The organism is Allobosea sp. OAE752, from assembly GCF_050433265.1.
Classification (GTDB): Bacteria; Pseudomonadota; Alphaproteobacteria; order Rhizobiales; family Beijerinckiaceae; genus Allobosea; species Allobosea spartocytisi.
The window spans coordinates 386,632-405,428 of the sequence record NZ_JBNPXO010000003.1 but is presented as its reverse complement, the minus strand read 5'-3'; the positions used below and the strand labels follow the sequence as shown (position 1 = coordinate 405,428).

General features: G+C 66.3%; 19 protein-coding genes. 10 read left to right on the top strand and 9 right to left on the bottom strand.

Going from position 1 to position 18,797, the window contains the following annotated elements; genetic code table 11:
- The first annotated feature begins 3 nt into the window (after window positions 1-3).
- Genes GGC47_RS11075 through GGC47_RS11065 form a run of 3 tightly spaced genes read left to right on the top strand, consistent with a single transcriptional unit; the run spans window position 4 to window position 2,585 of the window.
- The gene (locus GGC47_RS11075; RefSeq protein WP_260368443.1) at window positions 4-126 is read left to right on the top strand and encodes a hypothetical protein; all 123 of its coding nucleotides are present in this window, start codon (window positions 4-6) and stop codon (window positions 124-126) included.
- A 9-nt stretch (window positions 127-135) separates the two neighbouring features.
- Window positions 136-1,140, top strand: a complete 1,005-nt coding sequence (locus GGC47_RS11070; RefSeq protein ID WP_112763613.1) for an NAD-dependent epimerase/dehydratase family protein — start codon at window positions 136-138, stop codon at window positions 1,138-1,140.
- Window positions 1,137-2,585 carry an aspartate aminotransferase family protein gene (locus GGC47_RS11065; protein ID WP_142022103.1) on the top strand — a complete coding sequence of 483 codons (1,449 nt, stop codon included), beginning with the start codon at window positions 1,137-1,139 and terminating at the stop codon, window positions 2,583-2,585. Before GGC47_RS11070 ends, GGC47_RS11065 begins: the two co-directional genes overlap by 4 nt.
- A gap of 89 nt (window positions 2,586-2,674) precedes the next feature.
- Here the strand turns inward: GGC47_RS11065 and GGC47_RS11060 are convergent, their stop codons facing one another.
- The 5 genes from GGC47_RS11060 to GGC47_RS11040 form a co-directional block, all read right to left on the bottom strand.
- Window positions 2,675-2,971: a hypothetical protein gene (locus GGC47_RS11060; protein WP_038363611.1), complete on the bottom strand. Its 297-nt coding sequence runs from the start codon at window positions 2,969-2,971 to the stop codon at window positions 2,675-2,677.
- A 109-nt stretch (window positions 2,972-3,080) separates the two neighbouring features.
- A complete protein-coding gene (locus GGC47_RS11055; RefSeq protein WP_142022102.1) occupies window positions 3,081-4,394 on the bottom strand; it encodes an FAD-binding oxidoreductase in 1,314 nt (437 codons plus the stop codon).
- The gene (locus tag GGC47_RS11050; protein WP_142022101.1) at window positions 4,391-5,395 is read right to left on the bottom strand and encodes a UbiA family prenyltransferase; all 1,005 of its coding nucleotides are present in this window, start codon (window positions 5,393-5,395) and stop codon (window positions 4,391-4,393) included. The genes GGC47_RS11055 and GGC47_RS11050 overlap by 4 nt, the downstream gene beginning before the upstream one ends.
- A 180-nt stretch (window positions 5,396-5,575) precedes the next feature.
- Complete coding sequence (locus GGC47_RS11045; RefSeq protein ID WP_142022100.1) at window positions 5,576-6,460, bottom strand: tellurite resistance TerB family protein; 885 nt, start codon at window positions 6,458-6,460, stop codon at window positions 5,576-5,578.
- Between the two features lie 101 nt (window positions 6,461-6,561).
- A complete protein-coding gene (locus tag GGC47_RS11040) occupies window positions 6,562-7,032 on the bottom strand; it encodes an Lrp/AsnC family transcriptional regulator (protein ID WP_113253667.1) in 471 nt (156 codons plus the stop codon).
- 124 nt (window positions 7,033-7,156) lie between these two features.
- On the opposite strand from GGC47_RS11040, the gene hppD reads away from it, so the two are divergent.
- A complete protein-coding gene (gene hppD, locus GGC47_RS11035; RefSeq protein ID WP_113253668.1) occupies window positions 7,157-8,293 on the top strand; it encodes a 4-hydroxyphenylpyruvate dioxygenase in 1,137 nt (378 codons plus the stop codon).
- A gap of 18 nt (window positions 8,294-8,311) precedes the next feature.
- Here hppD and GGC47_RS11030 read toward each other — a convergent pair whose 3' ends face one another.
- The 3 genes from GGC47_RS11030 to GGC47_RS11020 all read right to left on the bottom strand — a co-directional run bounded on the left by GGC47_RS11030 (window position 8,312) and on the right by GGC47_RS11020 (window position 10,977).
- On the bottom strand, window positions 8,312-9,118 hold the full coding sequence (locus tag GGC47_RS11030) for an AprI/Inh family metalloprotease inhibitor (protein ID WP_185747957.1): 807 nt from the start codon (window positions 9,116-9,118) through the stop codon (window positions 8,312-8,314).
- The gene (locus GGC47_RS11025) at window positions 9,103-10,092 is read right to left on the bottom strand and encodes a 2-hydroxyacid dehydrogenase (protein WP_429068012.1); all 990 of its coding nucleotides are present in this window, start codon (window positions 10,090-10,092) and stop codon (window positions 9,103-9,105) included. Before GGC47_RS11025 ends, GGC47_RS11030 begins: the two co-directional genes overlap by 16 nt.
- Before the next feature lie 111 nt (window positions 10,093-10,203).
- On the bottom strand, window positions 10,204-10,977 hold the full coding sequence (locus GGC47_RS11020) for a FadR/GntR family transcriptional regulator (RefSeq protein ID WP_081925426.1): 774 nt from the start codon (window positions 10,975-10,977) through the stop codon (window positions 10,204-10,206).
- Between the two features lie 232 nt (window positions 10,978-11,209).
- Between GGC47_RS11020 and GGC47_RS11015 the strand changes: the two genes are divergently transcribed.
- The 5 genes from GGC47_RS11015 to GGC47_RS10995 all read left to right on the top strand — a co-directional run bounded on the left by GGC47_RS11015 (window position 11,210) and on the right by GGC47_RS10995 (window position 16,712).
- Window positions 11,210-12,262, top strand: a complete 1,053-nt coding sequence (locus GGC47_RS11015) for an ABC transporter ATP-binding protein (RefSeq protein WP_038363631.1) — start codon at window positions 11,210-11,212, stop codon at window positions 12,260-12,262.
- Window positions 12,263-12,381: 119 nt separating this feature from the next.
- Entirely contained in the window at window positions 12,382-13,686 is a 1,305-nt protein-coding gene (locus tag GGC47_RS11010; protein WP_038364377.1) for an ABC transporter substrate-binding protein, read from the top strand.
- A gap of 170 nt (window positions 13,687-13,856) precedes the next feature.
- The gene (locus GGC47_RS11005) at window positions 13,857-14,813 is read left to right on the top strand and encodes a carbohydrate ABC transporter permease (protein ID WP_038363634.1); all 957 of its coding nucleotides are present in this window, start codon (window positions 13,857-13,859) and stop codon (window positions 14,811-14,813) included.
- The gene (locus GGC47_RS11000; protein ID WP_112763606.1) at window positions 14,806-15,708 is read left to right on the top strand and encodes a carbohydrate ABC transporter permease; all 903 of its coding nucleotides are present in this window, start codon (window positions 14,806-14,808) and stop codon (window positions 15,706-15,708) included. Before GGC47_RS11005 ends, GGC47_RS11000 begins: the two co-directional genes overlap by 8 nt.
- A 98-nt stretch (window positions 15,709-15,806) precedes the next feature.
- On the top strand, window positions 15,807-16,712 hold the full coding sequence (locus GGC47_RS10995) for an NAD(P)-dependent oxidoreductase (protein ID WP_142022098.1): 906 nt from the start codon (window positions 15,807-15,809) through the stop codon (window positions 16,710-16,712).
- A gap of 4 nt (window positions 16,713-16,716) precedes the next feature.
- On the opposite strand, the gene GGC47_RS10990 is transcribed toward GGC47_RS10995, so the two are convergent.
- Complete coding sequence (locus GGC47_RS10990) at window positions 16,717-17,775, bottom strand: LacI family DNA-binding transcriptional regulator (protein ID WP_038363641.1); 1,059 nt, start codon at window positions 17,773-17,775, stop codon at window positions 16,717-16,719.
- On the opposite strand from GGC47_RS10990, the gene GGC47_RS10985 reads away from it, so the two are divergent.
- On the top strand, window positions 17,748-18,794 hold the full coding sequence (locus tag GGC47_RS10985) for an NAD(P)-dependent oxidoreductase (protein ID WP_429068005.1): 1,047 nt from the start codon (window positions 17,748-17,750) through the stop codon (window positions 18,792-18,794). The two genes, GGC47_RS10990 and GGC47_RS10985, sit on opposite strands and share 28 nt — an antisense overlap.
- Window positions 18,795-18,797 lie beyond the last annotated feature (3 nt).

Genomic DNA, 18,797 nt, shown 5'->3' with positions numbered 1-18,797 from the left:
ACCATGGACCTGATCGTTCGCCTGTTCCTGCGCCTCGGCGCCCTGTTCGAGCCGCGGCCCGAGACCATGCTGACGCCGGTTCCCGTGCCGGTGCGGGTTCGTCCGGCGCCCCGGTCGCGCCGATAGGAGCCGGTCATGAAGCATATCATCATCGGCGGCGACGGCTTCGTCGGCTCGCGCCTGGCGGCTGATCTTGCGGCGATGGGCGAGGACGTCCTCGTCGCCGACATCCACAAGAGCAGCCATGCGCATTACGCCAAGGTGCCCTTCGTCCAGATCGACGTGACCAAGGCGGAGAGCGTGGACACGATCCCGCTCTCGCCTGAAGACGTGGTCTACAACCTCTCGGCCAAGATGCTCTCGCCGATTGTCACGCGGGCCGAGCGACACGATTTCTTCTGGCCGGTCAATTTTCACGGCACGCAGAACATCCTGAGCTGGATGGAGAAGCGCGGCGCCGACCGGCTGGTGCATTTCACCACGGACATGATCTACGGTCATTCGGTCACGGTGCCGCAGGACGAGACCCATCCGGCGCATCCGCTCGGCGAATATGGCGAGAGCAAGCTCGCGACCGAGCGGCTCGCCGAGGAATACCGCGCCAAGGGCTTCAAGATCCCGATCTTCCGGCCGCGCCTGATCATCGGGCCCGGCCGGCTCGGCATCCTGGTGAAGCTGTTCAAGCTGATCGACCTCAACCTGCCGGTGCCGATGATCGGCTCGGGGCGTAATCCCTACCAGTTCATCTCGGTGTTCGACTGCGCCAGCGCCTGTGTCTGCGCCTGGAAGGCGGGCTTCCCGAACGAGGCCTATAATCTCGGCTCCGACGAGCCGCCGCCGGTGAAGAAGCTGCTCGGCGACCTGATCAAGCATGCCGGCTCGAAATCGATCCTGCTGCCGACGCCGGCCTCGCTGGTGAAGCTCACGCTCGATGCGCTCGACGCGGTGAACATGCCGATCATGGATCCCGAGCAATACAAGATCGCCGACGAGATCTGTATTCTCGACACGTCCAAGGCCAAGCGCGAGCTCGGCTGGCACCCGCAATACCGCGACGAGGATATGCTGCTCGCCGCCTATACCGAGTATCGCAAGGGCAAGGACGCCCACAAACAGGCGCAGAGGAGCCTCGCCGCATGAGCATGCCCGCTTTCAGCCAGGAGGATGCGCCGGTGAGCGGAGCGCGCCCGCAACTCATCAGCGTCGAGGCTGCCAAGCAGCTCGACGCCGCCCAGGTGAAGGATTTCTTCGCCGCCCACATCAACCCCGGCCAGCTTCATTTCCTCAAGCTGCTCGGCTTCGACAAGATCCTCGTCGATCGCGCCGAGGGCCTGCACTACATCACCAGGGACGGCCGGAAGATCCTCGATTTCTTCGGCGGCTTTTGCTCGGTTGCCTTCGGCCACAACCATCCGCGCATCATCGCGGCCCGGCAGAAGTTCCAGGACGAGAACCGCCATGAGATCTGCATGGCGTTCATGTCGCAATATGCGGCGGCGCTGGCGAAAAACCTCGCCACCATCGCGCCGGGCGATCTCGACATGGTCTTCCTCGGCTCGACCGGCTCGGAGGCGATGGAGGCGGCGCTGAAGGTCGCCGAGCAGGCGCAGGGTCCGGGCAAGTCCAAGATCCTGCATGCGGCGAACTCCTTCCACGGCAAGACCAAGGGCGTGCTCTCGGTCACCGATTCGACGCTCTACCAGTCGCAGTTCAAGCTGGTCGAGAACCGCGTCAAGGTGCCCTTCGGCGACATCCATGCGGTCCGGCAGGCGCTGGAGAACGACCCCTCGATCGGCATCGTCGTGATGGAGACGATCCAGGGCGGCGGCGGCATCGTCGAGGCGCCGGAGGGTTTCTGGCGCGAGTTGCGCGCGCTCTGCGACAAGCACGGCGTGCTCTGGGTCGCCGACGAGGTGCAGTGCGGGCTTGGCCGCACCGGTCAGTTCTTCGCCTTCGAGCGCGACGGGGTGGTGCCGGATGTGACCGCGCTCGCCAAGGCGCTCGGCGGCTCCAAGGCGGCGATGGGCGCGATGATTGCCCGTCGCGAGATCTACATGAAGGCCTATGGCAAGCCGAAGACCGCGCTGATCCATGCGCAGGCGACTTTCGGCGGCATGGGCGAGGCCTGCGTCTCCGCCATCGAGGCCCTCAACGTCCTCTATGACGAGGATCTGATGGGCAATGCGAAGCGGCAGGGCGACTATCTGATCGAGCGCCTGAACGGCCTGCGAGCGAAATACCCGACGCTGCTCAAGGAAATCCGTGGGCGCGGGCTGATGATCGGCATCGAGTTCCAGGACATCAGCGAGACCATGCCTTTCGGGGTCAAGCACATGGTCGCACTGCTCGACGACAAGCTGAAAGGCTCGCTCTGCGGCTTCGTCGGCGCGCTCTTGCTGAAGGAGCACGACGTGCTCGTCGCCTTCACCGAATACAACCGCAACGTCATCCGGCTCGAGCCGCCCTTGATCGTCACGCGCGAGCAGTGCGATCAGTTCCTCGCGGCGTTCGAGGATGTGCTGTCGCGCGGCGTCACCGGCATCGTCACCGGCTACCTGCGCAAGGTCGCTGCTGCCAAGGGCTGAGCGCCCCGATCGACCCGCAACAAAAAAAGAGGCCGGCGTGAGCCGGCCTTTTGAGTCTGGGGTCTCGAAACAGGGGCGTCCAGGGAAGCTCAGTAGTAGCCGCAGACCCGGCGGTAGCCGATGACGTTGCCCCAGCGGTCGAAGCGCTCGACCAGGTCGCAGGAGCGAACGGGGGCAGGAGCGTCATAGTAGCCGTAGCCATAGGCGGGGCGGGTGGCGCCGGCGATGATCGCGCCTGCGGCGAGCGCGCCGACCACACCGGCTCCGACGCCCCAGCCATAGCCCCGGTGCCAGCGCGGGCGCGCTTCGGCGCCGGACGCGATCAAGGTGGTGGCCAGGGTCACGGCCGCGAGGGTCGCGGTCAGCGTCTTGCGGAACGTGGTCATGCTCGTCTCTCCCGATCGTTGCGAGAGCGAAGGTCTCGCTCTTCATGCTCATTGGTCGCAGGGAGGAGCGGGGAGGTTCAAAGGCGGTGACGATTATTTTCGCGCGGCCTCAGCCGTCGCTGACGCGCCGCCAGAAATCCGAGGAGAAGCCCGGATCGATATGGGTGGCGAAATCGCGCCATTGCGGAAAGGAGGCCTGGAAGGTCGCCGCCGACATGCGGGCATCCTTGTAGGGGTTCACCCGGCCCCCGGCCTCGATCGCGATCCGGTCCAATTCCCTCAGCAGCGCCTCGGTCCGGGCGCCGCGATTGGGGAAATCGAGCGTCAGCGTCGCGCCCGGGATCGGGAAGGACATCAGCCCCGGCGAGCGCTTGGCGCCGAAGAGCTTGAGCACGGTCAGGAACGAGGCCTCGCCGGCAGCGAGCGTCCGGCTCAGCATCTCCTCGACGGCGCGGCGGGCGCCGGCCATCGGCACGGCGCATTGGAACTGCCTCAGGCCCTGCGGGCCATAGGCGCGGTTCCAGTCGCGGATCCGGTCGAGCGGGTAGAAGAACGGCCGATAAGGCACACGCCGCGGCGCCGCCCCGCGCGGCTGGCTGTGACGATAGAGCCAGTTGAAGGCACTGAGCGTCACCCGGTTGATCAGGGGAAAGGGCGGTTCGATCGGAAAGCGCAGGCTGCGGCCGGGCTGTGGCGGCAGGAAGCCGAAATCGGGCGCATGGTTGGCGCGGAAGAAGACGCCGCGGCCGAAATGCCGGCCGCTCGCGAGGGCGTCGATCCAGGCCACGGTGTAGTCATGCGTCGAGTCGGATTCGGCCGCCAGTCCGAAGAAGCCGTCGAGGCTGTCGAAATGCAGGACCTCCTGCTCCATCGCGGCCGAGCGGATCGGCATGAGCTGGAGCGTCACCTGCGTGATGAGCCCGGTCAGCCCGAAGCCTCCGATGGTGGCGGCGAAGAGATCGGCATTCATGTCCGGCGCGCAAAGGATGCGCTGGCCGTCGGAGCGCATCAGCTCGAAGGCGCGGACATGGCAGCCGAAGGTGCCGGCGGCATGATGGTTCTTGCCATGGACGTCGTTGGCGAGTGCGCCGCCGATGGTCACGAAGCTCGTTCCGGGCGTGACGCAGGGGAACCAGCCGGCCGGAACCACGATATCGAGCAGGCGGTCGAGCAGGAGTCCCGCGCCGCAGGTCAGCAGACCGGTTTCCCGGTCGAAGGTCTGCACGTTGGCGAGCGAACGCGCGTCGATCAGCGAGCCCCGGCTGTTCAGGCAGGAATCGCCATAGGAGCGGCCATTGCCGTAGGCGAGGACGGGGCGGCGAAAGCGATCGGGCCGCTCGATCCAGTCCGCCGCATCGACGATCTCGCTGCCCTGTGCCGAGAGCCCGCCCCAGGAGCGATACGCACCGCGGGGGACGGTCATGGCAGGATCGTCGCCAGGACCATGATGGCGATGACGACGAGGCCCATGAGCTGGCTGCGCCAGTCGCGGATCATGAAGACCAGCGGATCGTCGGGCATGCCGCCGCGGCGGGCCATGAACCAGATACGCGCCATCTGGTAGAGGACGATCGGGCAGAGCAGCCAGATCAGCTCGGGGTGGCGGTAGAGCTGTTTCACATTGGCGCTGTCGACATAGAGCGCCATGATCAGCGCACAAGTGCAGCCCGAGGCCATGCCGAGCTGCGAGAGCGCCTCGATATCCTCGACCTGATAGCCGCGCCCGGCCTTTTTCAGGCCGGACTGGTCCGCGGTGATGCGCAATTCGGCATAGCGCTTCACCAGCGCGAGGCTGAGGAAGAGGAACATCGAGAAGGCCAATAGCCAGGACGAGATCGGGACGGCCGCGGCCGCGTTGCCGGCCAGGATGCGCAGCGTGTGCATCGCCGCCAGGCCGAGAACGTCGACCAGCAGCCTGCGCTTGAGAAAGAGGAGATAGGTCAGCGCCAGGAAGAGATAGGCCAGCAGCGCCAGCATGAAGCTCTGTGGCTGCGGCACGAGAAGGACGGTCGAGAACGCAGCGAGCAGGAGCACGGGCGCCGCGGCATAGGCCTGGGCGGTGGTGATCTCGCCGGCGGCGAGGGGGCGCTTGCGCTTGGTCGGATGCAGGCGATCCGCCTCGACATCCTTGATGTCGTTGAGGAGATAGATCGCGGAGGCGATCAGGCTGAAGGCGATGAAGGCGACGACGCCGTGCCAGAGGGCCGCCGGGTCGAAGACATCGTGATTAAGCAGGATCGGGACAAAGACGAGCCCGTTCTTGAGCCAGTGATGGGGGCGCATGGCCCGGATCATGGCGGACGCAGACATGTTCGGGCTCCCAGCGCTCCTGCGACATGCGCTGCTTCCCGCCGTACGGGGCAGCAACGGCCGGTTGTACCGGCGCCGGGGTTTTGAGCGGAAAACTCCTAAGCTGACGTGCATGAGCCGCAAAAACGGGCAATGAATTCAACGCCATGCTTAACAGGCGGCTTCCACGATCGCGGAAACCGGCTCCGGAGGCGAAGCCGGCTCCGGGGCATCGGGCACGGACGCTGCCGCCCATGCCCGTCATTCGTTACGCCGCGGGCGCGCGCAGCCGCCGCCGAGCGAAGCGAGGTCGGCTCAGACCTTCGCGGCGCTCGCGGCGGCGTCGATATTGGCGACGAGCTCGGCGTCGAGCCCGAGAGAGCCGGCCAGACCCGCCAGGAAGTCCTTCTCGGCGGGCGTATCCGGATTGATGGCGATGCGTGCGGCCGTATAGATCTGCGCCGCCATCTCCGGTGATGTGGCGGCATCGGCGAGCTGATCGATCGAGGCGGGCTTGGCCATCTCCTTCGTCAGCCAGTCATGCGCTTCGGCATCGAGCCCGGCGTCCTTGAGGCCGCCGAGGATGGCGCCGCGCTCCTGCGCATCGATGTTGCCGTCGGCCGCCGCGGCGGCGATCATGGCGCGAATGAGGGTGAGGGCCGTCGCCTCCGTGGCGGCCTGCGGCTCAAAGCCGCTGCCGGCGGGCGCGGGCAGGATCTGCTGATGATTGCCGTCGAGGAGCGGCTTGCCGGCCTGGTAATTCTGGTAGGCCCTGTAGGCGAGGCCGCCGATAAGGGCCATGCCGCCGAGCTTGGCGGCCGACGCCGCGACCGAGCGGCCAGCGCCGGTGCCGAAGACGAGAGCGCCGAGGCCACCCAGAACGGCGGTCGCCAGGGCCGGATTGCTGGTGAGGACGCCCTTGGCCTGCGCGAGCAACTCGTCGGGCGTCCGTCCGCCGGTGGCGCGGCCGAGCGCATCCGAGGCGCCCTGCTGCACGCCCGTCTGGCGTGCGGCGTCGCCGAGCCCTTGCGTGGCCTGGGTGAGGATCTGACCGGCGAGGCCGCCGAGCCCGCCCGAGCGCTGAACCTGCTCCGCCAGCCCGCCGAGCACGCCGCTAAGACCGCCCTGCTGGCCCGTCTGCCCGGCAGCCTGGCTGCCGGCGTTGACCAGCGCATCGAGCAGCGATTTGGCGTTGAACATGTCGGTTCTCCCTGACGATTTCGGCTAGGCGCGGATGCGGCCGGTCGGATCAGCCATGCAAAGACGGCCTGACGAAGGCAGGAGTTTGCACAGCTTCGCGCTCAAGTCATCGGCAGCGGCAACAGGCCCGGCTCCTTCAGCGTTTCGAGGGCGATCTCGGAGCGCACGCGGGCCACGCTCTCATGCGGCATCAGCACTTCGTTCACGAGTCGGGCGAGCTCCTTGAGATCGCCGACGGCGACCTTGAGCAGGTAGTCGGCCTCGCCCGTCAGCGCATGGGCTTCGAGGATCGCCGGGGTCAGACGCACGAGATCGCGGAAGCGACGGGCATTGTCGCGGGAATGGGTGTCGAGCGCGACATGGATGAAGACGATGACGCCGAGGCCGACCGCCGAGGGATCGAGCGCCGCGCGATAGCCCTGGATCACGCCCTCCTGCTCGAGCCGCTGGCGGCGGCGCGAGACCTGGCTCGCGGACAGGCCGACCCGCTCCGCCAGAGCCGCGTTGGTCAGGGACGCATCCTGCTGCAAGGCATCGAGCAGGCGCCAGTCGAATGCGTCGAGAGCGGTCATTTCGTGCGGCCTTCTCGCTTTGAATGCGAGTATCGTGCGTCATTTTCGGATTTGCAATTGAGTTTGCACGCCACATGCCGCCGGGTCGCGCGATCATGGCGATCATCTCGAGGAGGAGATCGCTATGGGACCGTTTCCGCATGATGCCGCGCCGCCTGAAATCTCCGAGGCGAATCCGATGGGCACCGATGGCTTCGAGTTCGTCGAGTTCGCGCATCCGGAGCCGGAAAAGCTCGGCGCGCTGTTCGAGACGATGGGTTTCGTGCCGGTCGCGCGCCACCGCTCGAAGCGCGTGACGCTCTACCGGCAGGGTGACGTGAATTTCGTCGTCAATGCCGAGCCGAATTCCTTCGCGCAGGATTTCGCCGCTGCGCATGGGCCTTGCGCCTGCGCGATGGCCTTCCGCGTCGTCGATGCGAAGCAGGCCTTCGATCGCGCCGTCTCGCTCGGCGCCGAGCCCTATGTGAGCAGGATCGGCCCCGGCGAGCTCGCCATTCCGGCGGTGAAAGGCATCGGCGGCTCGCTGCTCTATTTCGTCGATCGCTATGGCGAGAAGGGCTCGATCTGGGATGTCGATTTCGAATGGATCGGCGAGAAGAACCCACATCCCGAGCCGGCGGGGCTGTATTATCTCGATCACCTCACCCACAACGTCCATCGTGGCCGCATGGACCATTGGGCCGGCTGGTACGGCAAGCTCTTCAATTTCCGCGAGATTCGCTTCTTCAACATCGAGGGCAAGCTGACCGGCCTGATCTCGCGGGCGCTGACCTCGCCTTGCGGCAAGATCCGCATCCCGATCAACGAATCCCTCGACGACAGGAGCCAGATCGAAGAATACCTGCGCCAGTACAAGGGCGAGGGCATCCAGCATGTCGCCATGGGCTCGCGCGACATCTATGCCAGCGTCGAGGCCCTGCGCGGCAACGGCTTGCCGTTCATGCCCTCGCCGCCCGCGACCTATTACGAGAAGGTCGATGCCCGCGTGCCGAACCATGGCGAGCCGGTCGAGCGGCTCAAGGCCAACGGCATCTTGATCGATGGCGAGGGGGCAGTGGCGCTTGGCGAGAAGGCGGGCCGGATGAGCAAGGTCCTGCTGCAGATATTCTCCGGCACGGTGCTCGGGCCGATCTTCTTCGAGTTCATCGAGCGCAAGGGCGATGACGGCTTCGGCGAGGGCAACTTCCGGGCCCTGTTCGAATCGATCGAGGAGGACCAGGTCCGGCGCGGTGTATTGAAGCCGGCTACCGCGGCCGAATGACGCCGTCGGCCGTCGCCGTCAGGGCGCGAGCTTGCGCATCAGCAGCGGCGCGCCGATGGCGGGGTCCTTGCGCCACTGGCCGTTCTCGAAGACGAGCTCGGTGCCGTGGCCCCGGCGGGCGACGAGCGACAGCCGCCCGCCGGCATAGCGCCAGCCGACGGGGTCGAAGATGGTGAGGCCGACATCCTGGCAGGAGCCCTCGAAGGCGGTGCCGCCCTGCTGCCCGCCTGCGGCCGGGGCCGAGAGCACGAGGCGGCAGGCCTCGCGGTTCTGCTGGCGCATCAGGATGTAGCGGCCGGGGACCGTCTCGGGCGCGGGTGCCTGGGCCGGATCGACCGTCGTCTGCCGTTGCGCGGCTTCGGATGCAGCTGCGGCGGCGCCCTGCGGGGCACGGGCGGCGAGGCGCGGATGCCCCTTCCCGGAGAGGCGATAGCCCTTGCCGTCGCTGCCTTTGCCCTCCACCCCGGTTTCGGCGGAGCCGCCCTGAAAGCTCAACACGGCCTTGCCGCCGGCGTCGAGCAGTTGCGGCTGGCCGCTCGCATTCAGCGTCCAGGCCGTCGCGCTGTCCAGGATGGGCAGGGCGCGGCGGCAGGTCGCGGGGAAGCGCAACTGGCGGCCGTTTGCGGTCGCTTCCGTGCCGAAGGTGAGGGTGCAGCGGCGCGGCGCGTCGGCGAGTTCGAGCTCCCAGGCGCCGAGCCAGCGCCGGATCGCGTCCGGAGCCTTGTCGGCGCCACGCGGAAGCGGCGCCGACTGGGCGGCGGCCGGCAAGCTGCCGGCGCCGAGAAGGAGAAGCGGCAGCAGCCGGCGAATCAGGCCTTTTTCCATGGTGTCTCCGGCACGGGCGTCAGCGGACCCTTGCCATCGAACCATGAAACCATGTTGTCGACCAGAAGCTGGCCCATCGCCTCGCGGGTGTGGACGGAGGCCGAGCCGACATGGGGCAGCAGCACGGCATGCTCGATGGCGATCAGCTCTGCGGGCACACGCGGCTCATCCTCGAAGACGTCGAGGCCGGCGGAGAGGATGGTCCTCTCCTTGAGCGCCTTGATCAGCGCCTGCTCGTCGACGACCGTGCCACGTCCGACATTGACCAGGATGCCATTGGGACCCAGTGCCTTCAGCACCTCGGCGTTGATGATGTGGTGGGTCGAGGCGCCGCCCGGCGCGACCGAGATCAGCGTGTCGACATCGGCGGCCATGTCGACCAGCGAGGGATAGTAGGGATAGGACACGTCCGGCTGGCGCGAGCGGCCGTGATAGACGACCGGCAGGCCGAAGGCCTCGACGCGTTGCGCCACCGCCTTGCCGATGCGGCCGAGGCCGACGATGCCGACCTTGCGGCCGCGCAGCGAGGTGGTGAGCGGGTAATTGCCCTTGAGCCACTTGCCCTCGCGCAGATAGCGATCGACCTGCGGGAGCTGGCGGACCGTGGCGATCAGCAGGCCTATGGCGAGGTCGGCGACCTCGTCGGTCAGCACGTCGGGCGTGTTGGTGACGACGAGGCCGCGCCGGCCGGCTTCGGCCGCGTCGACATGGTCGTAGCCGACGCCGAAGCTGGAGATGACCTCGAGCTTGGGCAGCGCGTCGAACAGCGCGCCGTCGACCCGGTTGTGGCCGCCGCCCGCGGCGACCCCGCGCACGCGATCCGCGACCTCGCGCAGCAGGCCGGCGCGGTCGGCCGCCTTCCACAATTCGTGGACGGTGAAGTGCTGCTTGAGCTGATCGGCGGCATGGGCGATCAGCGGGCCGGTCTGGATGATCTCGGTGCGGTCGGAGGCTGGCATCGTCGTCTGGTCCATCTCTGCGTTGATTCGTGTCTTGTGAATCGATTAAATTCGAATTTAGCCGCCGGGTACCCCTCGGACGGCCTGTGATCGGGCTGTCAGCGTCACGCCGTATCGGCGGGGCTGTTATTTAGTATGCTTTATTCGGGTGATTTTGTCGGGTTCGGCCTGGCTGACATTCACCGATGCCAGCGTCGTGTTCAAGCTGTCGATGACCAGTCCCGCCATGCGCACGGCGGCGAGATCGCCATCGCGCTCGACGATCGCGGCGAGGATGTTCTCGTGATCGGGAAGGGAGGCGATGAAGGCCTCGTCGACGCCTTTCTTCAGCACGAGCGACCATTGCAGGGTGGCGATGACCGCGCTCGACAGGCATTGCAGCGGAGCGTTCTGCGAGGCCGCGAAGATGGCCTCGTGAAAGGCGAGATCGCCGCGCACGCAAGCATCCGAATAGGGCGGATTGTCGATCATGGCCCGCAACGCGGCCTCGATGCGGGCGATGTCGGCGGCGGTGCGGCGCTGGGCCGCCAGCCGCGCCACGCTGGGCTCGACGAATCGGCGTAACTCGAAGAGATCACGGATGAATTTCTCGTTCGGGTCGGCCTCGAAATGCCAGGCCAGGACATCGGTGTCGAGCAGGTTCCAGCGGTCGCGCGGGGCGGCGCGCGTGCCGCTTTTCGGACGTGCTTCGACGAGCCCCTTGGCGGTGAGCACCTTGACCGCTTCGCGATAGGCCGTGCGCGAAACCGAGATGTCGGCGCGCAGGTCGTCCTCGTTGGGCAGGAGCTCGCCCGCGCCGATCCGGCCGCTGATGATCGCGACCGCCAGCCTCTGGGCAACCTGGCCGAAAAGCCTGTCGGGATTGAGCGTCGTCGGCCGCGAGAAATCGCGCATCCGCATCGATCGACCCGTCCTCTCGCTCTGTGCCAATCGCGTTTCCCCTGAACTCGGTTCGACCTGTGTCGCGCTTGACAGCTTTCCGGCTATCGTATGACTTTATCGCAGACGCATGGGGACACAACCGCTCAGGAGAGGCGGGGCCATATGCATCAATCGGTCACAAGAAGCCGATAGGCGACAGCGATGCTCGCGCAGTTGCGAGGATCAAGGGAACGGAAGCAGGGAAGAAAACATGGCATCTGTCCAGATTGCCGACGTGCGCAAGGCCTATGGCTCGACGCAGGTCATCCACGGCGTGGACATCGATATCGACGATGGCGAGTTCGTCATTCTCGTCGGGCCGTCGGGCTGCGGGAAGTCGACGCTGCTGCGCATGATCGCGGGGCTGGAGAACATCTCCGGCGGCGAGATCCGCATCGGCCCCAAGGTGGTGAACGACGTTCCGCCGAAGGAGCGCGACATCGCCATGGTGTTCCAGAACTATGCGCTCTATCCACATATGACGGTCGCCGACAACATGGCCTTCTCGATGAAGCTCCGGAAGGCGCCGAAGGCCGAGATCGAGGAGCGCGTCAGCAAGGCCGCGCAGATCCTGGGCCTCGGCAATCTGCTCGAGCGCTACCCGCGCCAGCTCTCAGGCGGCCAGCGCCAGCGCGTCGCCATGGGGCGCGCGATCGTGCGCGACCCGCAGGTGTTCCTGTTCGACGAGCCGCTCTCCAACCTCGATGCCAAGCTGCGCGTGCAGATGCGCACCGAGATCAAGGAGCTGCACCAGCGCCTGAAGACCACGACCGTCTATGTCACGCACGACCAGATCGAGGCCATGACCATGGCCGACAAGATCGTCGTGATGCATGACGGCATCATCGAGCAGATGGGCGCGCCGCTCGACCTTTACGACAAGCCCGCCAATCTGTTCGTCGCGGCCTTCATCGGCTCGCCCTCGATGAACCTGCTCAAGGGCAAGATCCTGGCGTCGGGCTTCGAGACGGAGGGTGGGGTGGTCTGGCCGGTCGGTCAGCATCCGGCCGATTCGAACGGCAAGGCCGCCGTGTTCGGCATCCGCCCGGAGCATATCCATCTCGATGCCAACGGGCTTGAGGCGGAGGTCGTGGTGATCGAGCCGATGGGCTCGGAGACCCAGGTGGTGGTCCGCTGCGGCGGGCAGAACCTGACCTGCGTGTTCCGCGAGCGCATCACGGCCAAGCCGGGCGAGACTATCCGCATCACGCCCGACACCAGCGTGACCCATCTCTTCGACGCGGCCACCGGCAAGCGTCTTTAGAGGCAATCGCGCGCGGGCCCGTCGCCCGGGCCGCGCGCGGGCGCAGTTTTACGGCGACAATCATGCATGACGAGGGTCCGATGCAGGCCCTCGCGGCTTTTCACGGAGGGAATATCATCATGAGCATTTCGAGACGTGACGTATTGATCGGCGGCGCCGGGCTTGCCGCGGGGGCGAGCCTGCCGCTGGCACCGGCGATCGCGCAGGCCAAGATCGAGCAGGGCGCGACGCTGCGCGTGCTGCGCCCCACCAAGTTCGTCGATCCCGACCAGGCGATCTTCAACGAGAATACCGAAGCCTTCACCAAGGCGACCGGCGTGCCGGTGCGCGTCGACTATGCCGGCTGGGAGGATCTGCGCCCGCAGACGGCGGTGACCGCCAATACCGGCGCCGGCCCCGATGTCGTGGTCGGCTGGGCCGACGATCCGCACATCTTCTCCGACAAGCTGATCGACCTGACCGATATCGCCGAGGATCTCGGCAAGAAATATGGCGGCTGGTACCCGATCGCCGAGAAATACGGCAAGAAGGACAAGACCAACCAGTGGGTTTCGATCCCGATGGGCGCGTCGGGCGCACCGGCGGTCTATCGTGAATCCTGGGTCAAGGAAGCGGGCTTCGATACCTTCCCGAAGGATCTCGACGGTTTCCTCAAGCTCTGCCGCAAGCTCAAGGAAAACGGCCACCCTGCCGGCTTCGCGCTCGGCAATGCGGTGGGCGACGGCAACGCCTACTGCAACTGGCTCGTCTGGACCCATGGCGGCTACATGGTCGACGAGAACAACAAGGTCGCGATCAACTCGAAGGAGACGATCGAGGCGCTGAAATACGCCAAGGCGCTCTATGAGACCTTCATCCCCGGCACGCTCTCCTGGCTCGACATCAGCAACAACAAGGCGCTGACGGCGGGCGAGATCGGCGTCACCCAGAACGGCGTCTCGCTCTATTTCTCGATCAAGAATTCGAAGGACGAGAAGACCGCCGCCATCGGCAAGGACCTGAACCACGCGACCATGCCGGTCGGTCCGCTCGGGCGGCCGTCGGAGCCGGCGCTGATCATCAACGCCATGGCGTTCAAGCACACCAAATTCCCGAACGCGGCCAAGGAATATCTCCGCTTCATGATGGAGAAGGAGCAGTACGACAAGTGGCTGACCGGCTGCTACGGCTACTGGACCCAGCCGCTGAAGGGCTATGCCGAGAGCAAGGTGTGGTCGAGCGACCCCAAGATCGTGGTCTATCGCGACACCTGGGAGCGGGCGCTGTGGAGCGGCTACAAGGGCTCGATCAACGAGGCCGCCGGCACGGTCAACGCCGAATACGTCGTCGTCCAGATGGTCGCCTCGGTCTGCGCCGGTCAGGCGACGCCTGAGGAGGCGGCGGCGGAAGCCGAGCGCCGCGCCAAGCGCTACTACCGGACCTGAGCCGGAAGCCTTACGGCCGCCGGTTCGTCCGGCGGCCGATGCGAGATCGTCGCGCATCCGATCGGACGCAACAACGATGATCTCCTGATGTGTTGTCGCATCCGGTTGTTCCGAAAGATGGGTTCCCCTTTTCGGTCCGATGCCGTAGCCGACCCCAACGCGAGAGCGCCATGGCCGTAGCTGCCGCCGAATTGCGAACCGTCCACAGCCTGCAGCAAAACTGGCTGGTGCGTCTGTTCGACTACAAGCCTTTCCTGGTCTTCCTCTGCCTGCTGCCCGCGGCCGGGTTCCTGCTCGTCTTCCTGAGCTATCCGCTGGGCCTGGGCATCTGGCTCGCCTTCACCGATACGCGCATCGGCCGGGTCGGCCATTTCATCGGTTTCGAGAACTTCCAGTCGCTCTGGTACGACCGGGTCTTCATCACCTCGGTCTGGAACACGATGCTCTATACGGGCGTGGCGACCATTGGGAAATTCGCGCTCGGCCTGTGGCTGGCGCTGCTGCTCAACAACCACCTGCCGATGAAGTCGCTGCTCAGGGCGATCATCCTGATTCCCTGGATCGTGCCCACGGTGCTCTCGGCGATCGCCTTCTGGTGGATCTACGATCCGCAGTTCTCGATCATTTCCTATGTGCTGGTCGACGTGCTCGGCTGGCGCGACAGCTATATCGACTTTCTCGGCCAGCCCTGGCCGGCGCGTTTTTCGCTGATCGCGGCGAATATCTGGCGCGGCATCCCCTTCGTCGCGATCTCGCTGCTCGCCGGCCTGCAAACCATCTCGCCGTCGCTCTACGAGGCGGCGATGCTGGACGGTGCCAATGCCTGGCAACGCTTCCGGCACGTGACCTTCCCGATGCTGATGCCGATCCTGGCGATCGTGCTGACCTTCTCGGTGCTGTTCACCTTCACCGATTTCCAGCTCGTCTACGCCATCACACGCGGCGGGCCGGTGAACGCCACGCATCTGATGGCGACGCTCGCCTTCCAGCGCGGCATCCCGGGTGGCCAGCTCGGCGAGGGCGCGGCGATCGCGGTGGCGATGATCCCGTTCCTCGTGATGGCGACGCTGTTCAGCTATTTCGGCCTGTCCCGGCGCAAATGGCAGCAGGGGGAAGAGAATGACTGATCAAACCCTCAGTGCGCGTCCGCATCTCAAGGACAAGGAGCGCGAAGGCGTTATCGACTGGTCGTCCGGCCCGCGGCGCCTCCTCACGCTCTACCTGCCGCTGTCGCTTTTCCTCCTCGTGCTGCTGTTCCCGTTCTACTGGATGGCGATCACGGCGATCAAACCGAACGCCGAGCTGCTCGACTACAAGAACAACAACCCGTTCTGGGTGAAGTCGCCGACGCTCGAGAACATCAACAGGCTGCTGTTCCAGACCGATTATCCGCAATGGCTCTGGACCACGATGATGGTCGCGGCGGTGGCGACGGCGCTCTCGCTGTTCTCCAGCGTGCTCGCCGCCTATGCGATCCAGCGGCTTAGGTTCAAGGGCTCGCAATATGTCGGCCTGGCGATCTATCTCGCCTATCTCGTGCCGCCCTCGATCCTGTTCATTCCGCTGGCGACGCTGATTTTCCAGTTCGGCCTGTTCGACTCGCCGCTGGCGCTGATCCTGACCTACCCGACCTTCCTGATCCCGTTCTGCACCTGGCTCCTGATCGGCTATTTCAAGTCGATCCCCTACGAGCTCGAGGAATGCGCGATGATCGACGGGGCGACGCGGCTGCAGACGTTGTGGCGCATCACCTTGCCGCTCGCCATGCCCGGCCTGATCTCGGCCGGCATCTTCGCCTTCACCCTGTCCTGGAACGAGTTCATCTATGCGCTCGCCTTCATCCAGTCTGCGGAGAAGAAGACGGTGCCGGTCGCGGTGCTGACCCAGCTCGTCGAGGGCGACGTCTATCACTGGGGCTCGTTGATGGCCGGCGCGCTGCTGGGCTCGATTCCCGTGGCGATCCTCTACTCCTTCTTCGTCGACTACTACGTGGCGTCGATGACGGGTGCGGTGAAGGAATGAGGCCGATGCGCCGGCGCCGCTTGTCCGGCGCCGGGCATCCGCGCTCAACTCATGGTGCTGCATGCGTGGCATGCGAGCTCCGAGAAAGTACCTGACTTATGCCAGACACGCCGATTTCCAGCATCGCCTTCATCGGGCTTGGCGCGATGGGTGCGCCGATGGCCGAGAACCTGGTCAAGCGGCAGTTCCGGGTCACCGGCTTCGACATGCGGGAGGCGGCGCGCGACGCGCTGGCTGCAGCTGGCGGACAGGCTGCCCCAAATGCGGCCGAGGCGGCCAAGGGCGCCGATGCACTGGTGCTGATGGTGGTCAATGCCGCGCAGGCGCGCGCGGTGCTCTTCGAAGCCGGGGCGCTCGCGGCGCTGGCGCCGGACGCCACGGTGATCCTGATGGCGACCTGTCCGCCGGGCGAGGCCGAGGCGATCGCGGCGGAGGTCGCGAAGACCGGCCGGCATTTCATCGACGCGCCGGTCTCCGGCGGCGTCAAAGGCGCGCAGGGCGGGACGCTGACCATCATGGTCGGCGCGGCGCCGGAGAGTTTCGCACGGGCAAAGCCGGTGCTCGATGCGCTCGGCGACAAGGTCTTCCATGTCGGCGAGAAGCCGGGGCAGGGCGCGACGGTGAAGACCGTCAACCAGCTCCTCTGCGGCGTGCATATCGCGGTGGCGGCGGAGGCGCTGTCGCTGGCTGAGAAGGCCGGCATCGACGGGCGGCTGCTGTTCGAGATCATGGGCGGCTCGGCGGCATCCTCCTGGATGCTCAGGGATCGCGGTCCGCGCATGCAGGAACCCGACCCGGTCGTCGCCAGCGCCGTCGACATCTTCGTCAAGGATCTCGGCATCGTGCTCGATGCCGGGCGCGCGGCGAAGGTCGCGCTGCCGCTGGCGGCATCGGCCCATCAGATGTTCCTCGCGGCCTCGGGGCTGGGCCATGGCGGGCGCGACGATTCGCAGGTCGTGCGGGCCTATCGCGCCCTCAACGCCAAGCCCGCGAACGATGCCTGAAGGCTCAGCGGGGCGGACAGGTCGTCCCGCGCAGGACGAGTTCGGGCGTCAGCAGCAGGCGCTGCTGCGGCGCGGCGGGCTCGGCGATGCGGCGCAGCAGGAATTCCGCCGATTTGGCGCCCATCTGGTTCTGGAAATTGTGGATCGTGGTGAGCGCGGGAAACCATTGGGCCGCCTCCTTCACGTCGTCGCAGCCGACGATGGAGAAGTCGACGCCGGCCTCGCGTCCGCGATGGCGCAGGCCGAGCATCGCGCCGAAGGCCGAGAGGTCGTTCATGCAGATGGCGGCGGTCGGCGGTGCGGGAGCGTCGAGCACCTGCTGGATGCCCTTGAGCCCGTTCTCGCGCGTGCCGTAGGCGAAATAGATCAGCGCGGGGTCGATCGACAGGCCATGAGCCGTCAGGCCCTCGCGATAGGCGTGATAGCGGTTGCGCCCGGTCGAGATGCTCTCATTGGCGCAGAGGAAGGCGATCCGGCGGTGGCCGAGCCCGATCAGATGCTCCATCGCCTGGAGGATGCCATGGCGGTCGTCCGCGCCGACGAAATCGAGGCCGAGCCCCGGCACTTCGCGCGAGAGCTGCACGATGGGCACGCCCGCATCGACGAGGTGGCGCAGGCTGTCGGCCGTGCTGCCGCCCGCCGGGCAGAGGATCATCCCGTCGGGCCTGTACTCGGCCAGGGAGTTCAGCACGCGCTCCTGCCGCTCAAGATCCTCGGCATAGGTGCCGAGCAGGATCGAGCGGCCATAGGCTGCCGTGGCTCCGTCGATCGCCGCCAGAAGCTCGGCGAAATACGGATTGGTGATGTCGTGAAAGCCGACGCCGATGATGTTGGTGCGGTCGGTGCGGAGCGCCGCGGCACTGCGGTTGTAGCTGTAGCCCATCTGGCGCGCGATCTCGCGCACGCGGCCGCGCGTCGCCTCGGCGACCAGCGGCGAATCCCGCAGGGCCAGCGAGACCGTCGCCGTCGAGACCGACAGATGGTCGGCGATGATCTGAAGAGTGACGCGGCTGCGGCCGGCGGGGGGCGTGGGGCTTGGCGGGGACGGGCCGTCGGCGTTCATCAGGGGTCCAGGTCAAGGGCTGGCCTCGTCAAGCGTCCCGAAGCCAGTCGTTTCGTCGATATCTCTGCCGTTCGCATACTCATACAGACAAGCAGGAGAATATGAAAATGAGCGCTGGCAAGGAAGCGATCGGCTTTATCGGCGTCGGGCTGATGGGCCAGGGCATGGCCGCCAATCTGGTCGCGAAGGGCTTCTCCCTGACCGTGATGGGTCACCGCAACCGCAAGCCGGTCGAGGATCTCGTTGCGGCCGGCGCCGTCGAGGCGAAGACGCCGGCGGAGCTGGCGGCGCGCTCGGACATCATCTTCCTGTGTGTCACCGGCTCGGCGCAGGTCGAGGAGGTGCTCAAGGGCGAGAGCGGCATCATCGCCGGGGCGAAGCCCGGCACGATCGTGGTCGATTGCTCGACCTCCGATCCGACCGTCACGGTCCGGCTCGCCGCCGAGCTCGAGGCCAAGGGGTTGCACCTTGCCGATGCGCCGCTCGGCGGCACGCCGGCCCAGGCCGCGCAGGGCCAGCTCTCGGCGATGATCGGCGCCGCGCCCGAGGTGTTCGCCCGGATCAGGCCGGCCTGCGAGGCCTGGGCGCAGAAGATCGTCCATCTCGGTCCGGTCGGCGACGGGCACAAGATGAAGCTGATCAACAACTTCCTCTCGATGGGCTATGCCGCGATCTATGCCGAGGCGCTGACGCTCAGTCAGAAGATCGGCATCACGCCGCAGACCTTCGACAGTGTGATCCGGGGCAGCCGGATGGATTGCGGCTTCTACCAGACCTTCATGCAATATGTGCTGGAGCGCGACCGCGACGCGCACAAATTCACCCTCGTCAACGCGTTGAAGGATGTGCGCTATCTGGAAGGCGTCGCCAATGCGGCCGGCGTCGCGAACCCGATCGGCAATGCCGTGAAGAACAGCTACGCCACCGCCGTCGCCGGCGGGCGGGGCGGGGATTACGTGCCGATGATCTCGGACTGGATCGCGGAACTCAACGGCGTCTCGCTCGCCGCGAAGGGGTGACGC

Bases quoted from the DNA above. Each gene is read 5' to 3' on its own strand.
- GGC47_RS11060 (WP_038363611.1), bottom strand. From the start codon at position 2,971: ATGACCACGTTCCGCAAGACGCTGACCGCGACCCTCGCGGCCGTGACC.
- GGC47_RS11000 (WP_112763606.1), top strand. From the start codon at position 14,806: ATGACTGATCAAACCCTCAGTGCGCGTCCGCATCTCAAGGACAAGGAG.
- GGC47_RS11020 (WP_081925426.1), bottom strand. From the start codon at position 10,977: ATGCGGATGCGCGATTTCTCGCGGCCGACGACGCTCAATCCCGACAGG.
- GGC47_RS11010 (WP_038364377.1), top strand. From the start codon at position 12,382: ATGAGCATTTCGAGACGTGACGTATTGATCGGCGGCGCCGGGCTTGCC.
- GGC47_RS11005 (WP_038363634.1), top strand. From the start codon at position 13,857: ATGGCCGTAGCTGCCGCCGAATTGCGAACCGTCCACAGCCTGCAGCAA.
- GGC47_RS11050 (WP_142022101.1), bottom strand. From the start codon at position 5,395: ATGCACGTCAGCTTAGGAGTTTTCCGCTCAAAACCCCGGCGCCGGTAC.
- GGC47_RS11070 (WP_112763613.1), top strand. From the start codon at position 136: ATGAAGCATATCATCATCGGCGGCGACGGCTTCGTCGGCTCGCGCCTG.
- GGC47_RS10990 (WP_038363641.1), bottom strand. From the start codon at position 17,775: ATGAACGCCGACGGCCCGTCCCCGCCAAGCCCCACGCCCCCCGCCGGC.
- hppD (WP_113253668.1), top strand. From the start codon at position 7,157: ATGGGACCGTTTCCGCATGATGCCGCGCCGCCTGAAATCTCCGAGGCG.
- GGC47_RS11065 (WP_142022103.1), top strand. From the start codon at position 1,137: ATGAGCATGCCCGCTTTCAGCCAGGAGGATGCGCCGGTGAGCGGAGCG.
- GGC47_RS11015 (WP_038363631.1), top strand. From the start codon at position 11,210: ATGGCATCTGTCCAGATTGCCGACGTGCGCAAGGCCTATGGCTCGACG.
- GGC47_RS11025 (WP_429068012.1), bottom strand. From the start codon at position 10,092: ATGGACCAGACGACGATGCCAGCCTCCGACCGCACCGAGATCATCCAG.
- GGC47_RS11040 (WP_113253667.1), bottom strand. From the start codon at position 7,032: ATGACCGCTCTCGACGCATTCGACTGGCGCCTGCTCGATGCCTTGCAG.
- GGC47_RS11030 (WP_185747957.1), bottom strand. From the start codon at position 9,118: ATGGAAAAAGGCCTGATTCGCCGGCTGCTGCCGCTTCTCCTTCTCGGC.
- GGC47_RS11075 (WP_260368443.1), top strand. From the start codon at position 4: ATGGACCTGATCGTTCGCCTGTTCCTGCGCCTCGGCGCCCTGTTCGAG.
- GGC47_RS10995 (WP_142022098.1), top strand. From the start codon at position 15,807: ATGCCAGACACGCCGATTTCCAGCATCGCCTTCATCGGGCTTGGCGCG.
- GGC47_RS11055 (WP_142022102.1), bottom strand. From the start codon at position 4,394: ATGACCGTCCCCCGCGGTGCGTATCGCTCCTGGGGCGGGCTCTCGGCA.
- GGC47_RS11045 (WP_142022100.1), bottom strand. From the start codon at position 6,460: ATGTTCAACGCCAAATCGCTGCTCGATGCGCTGGTCAACGCCGGCAGC.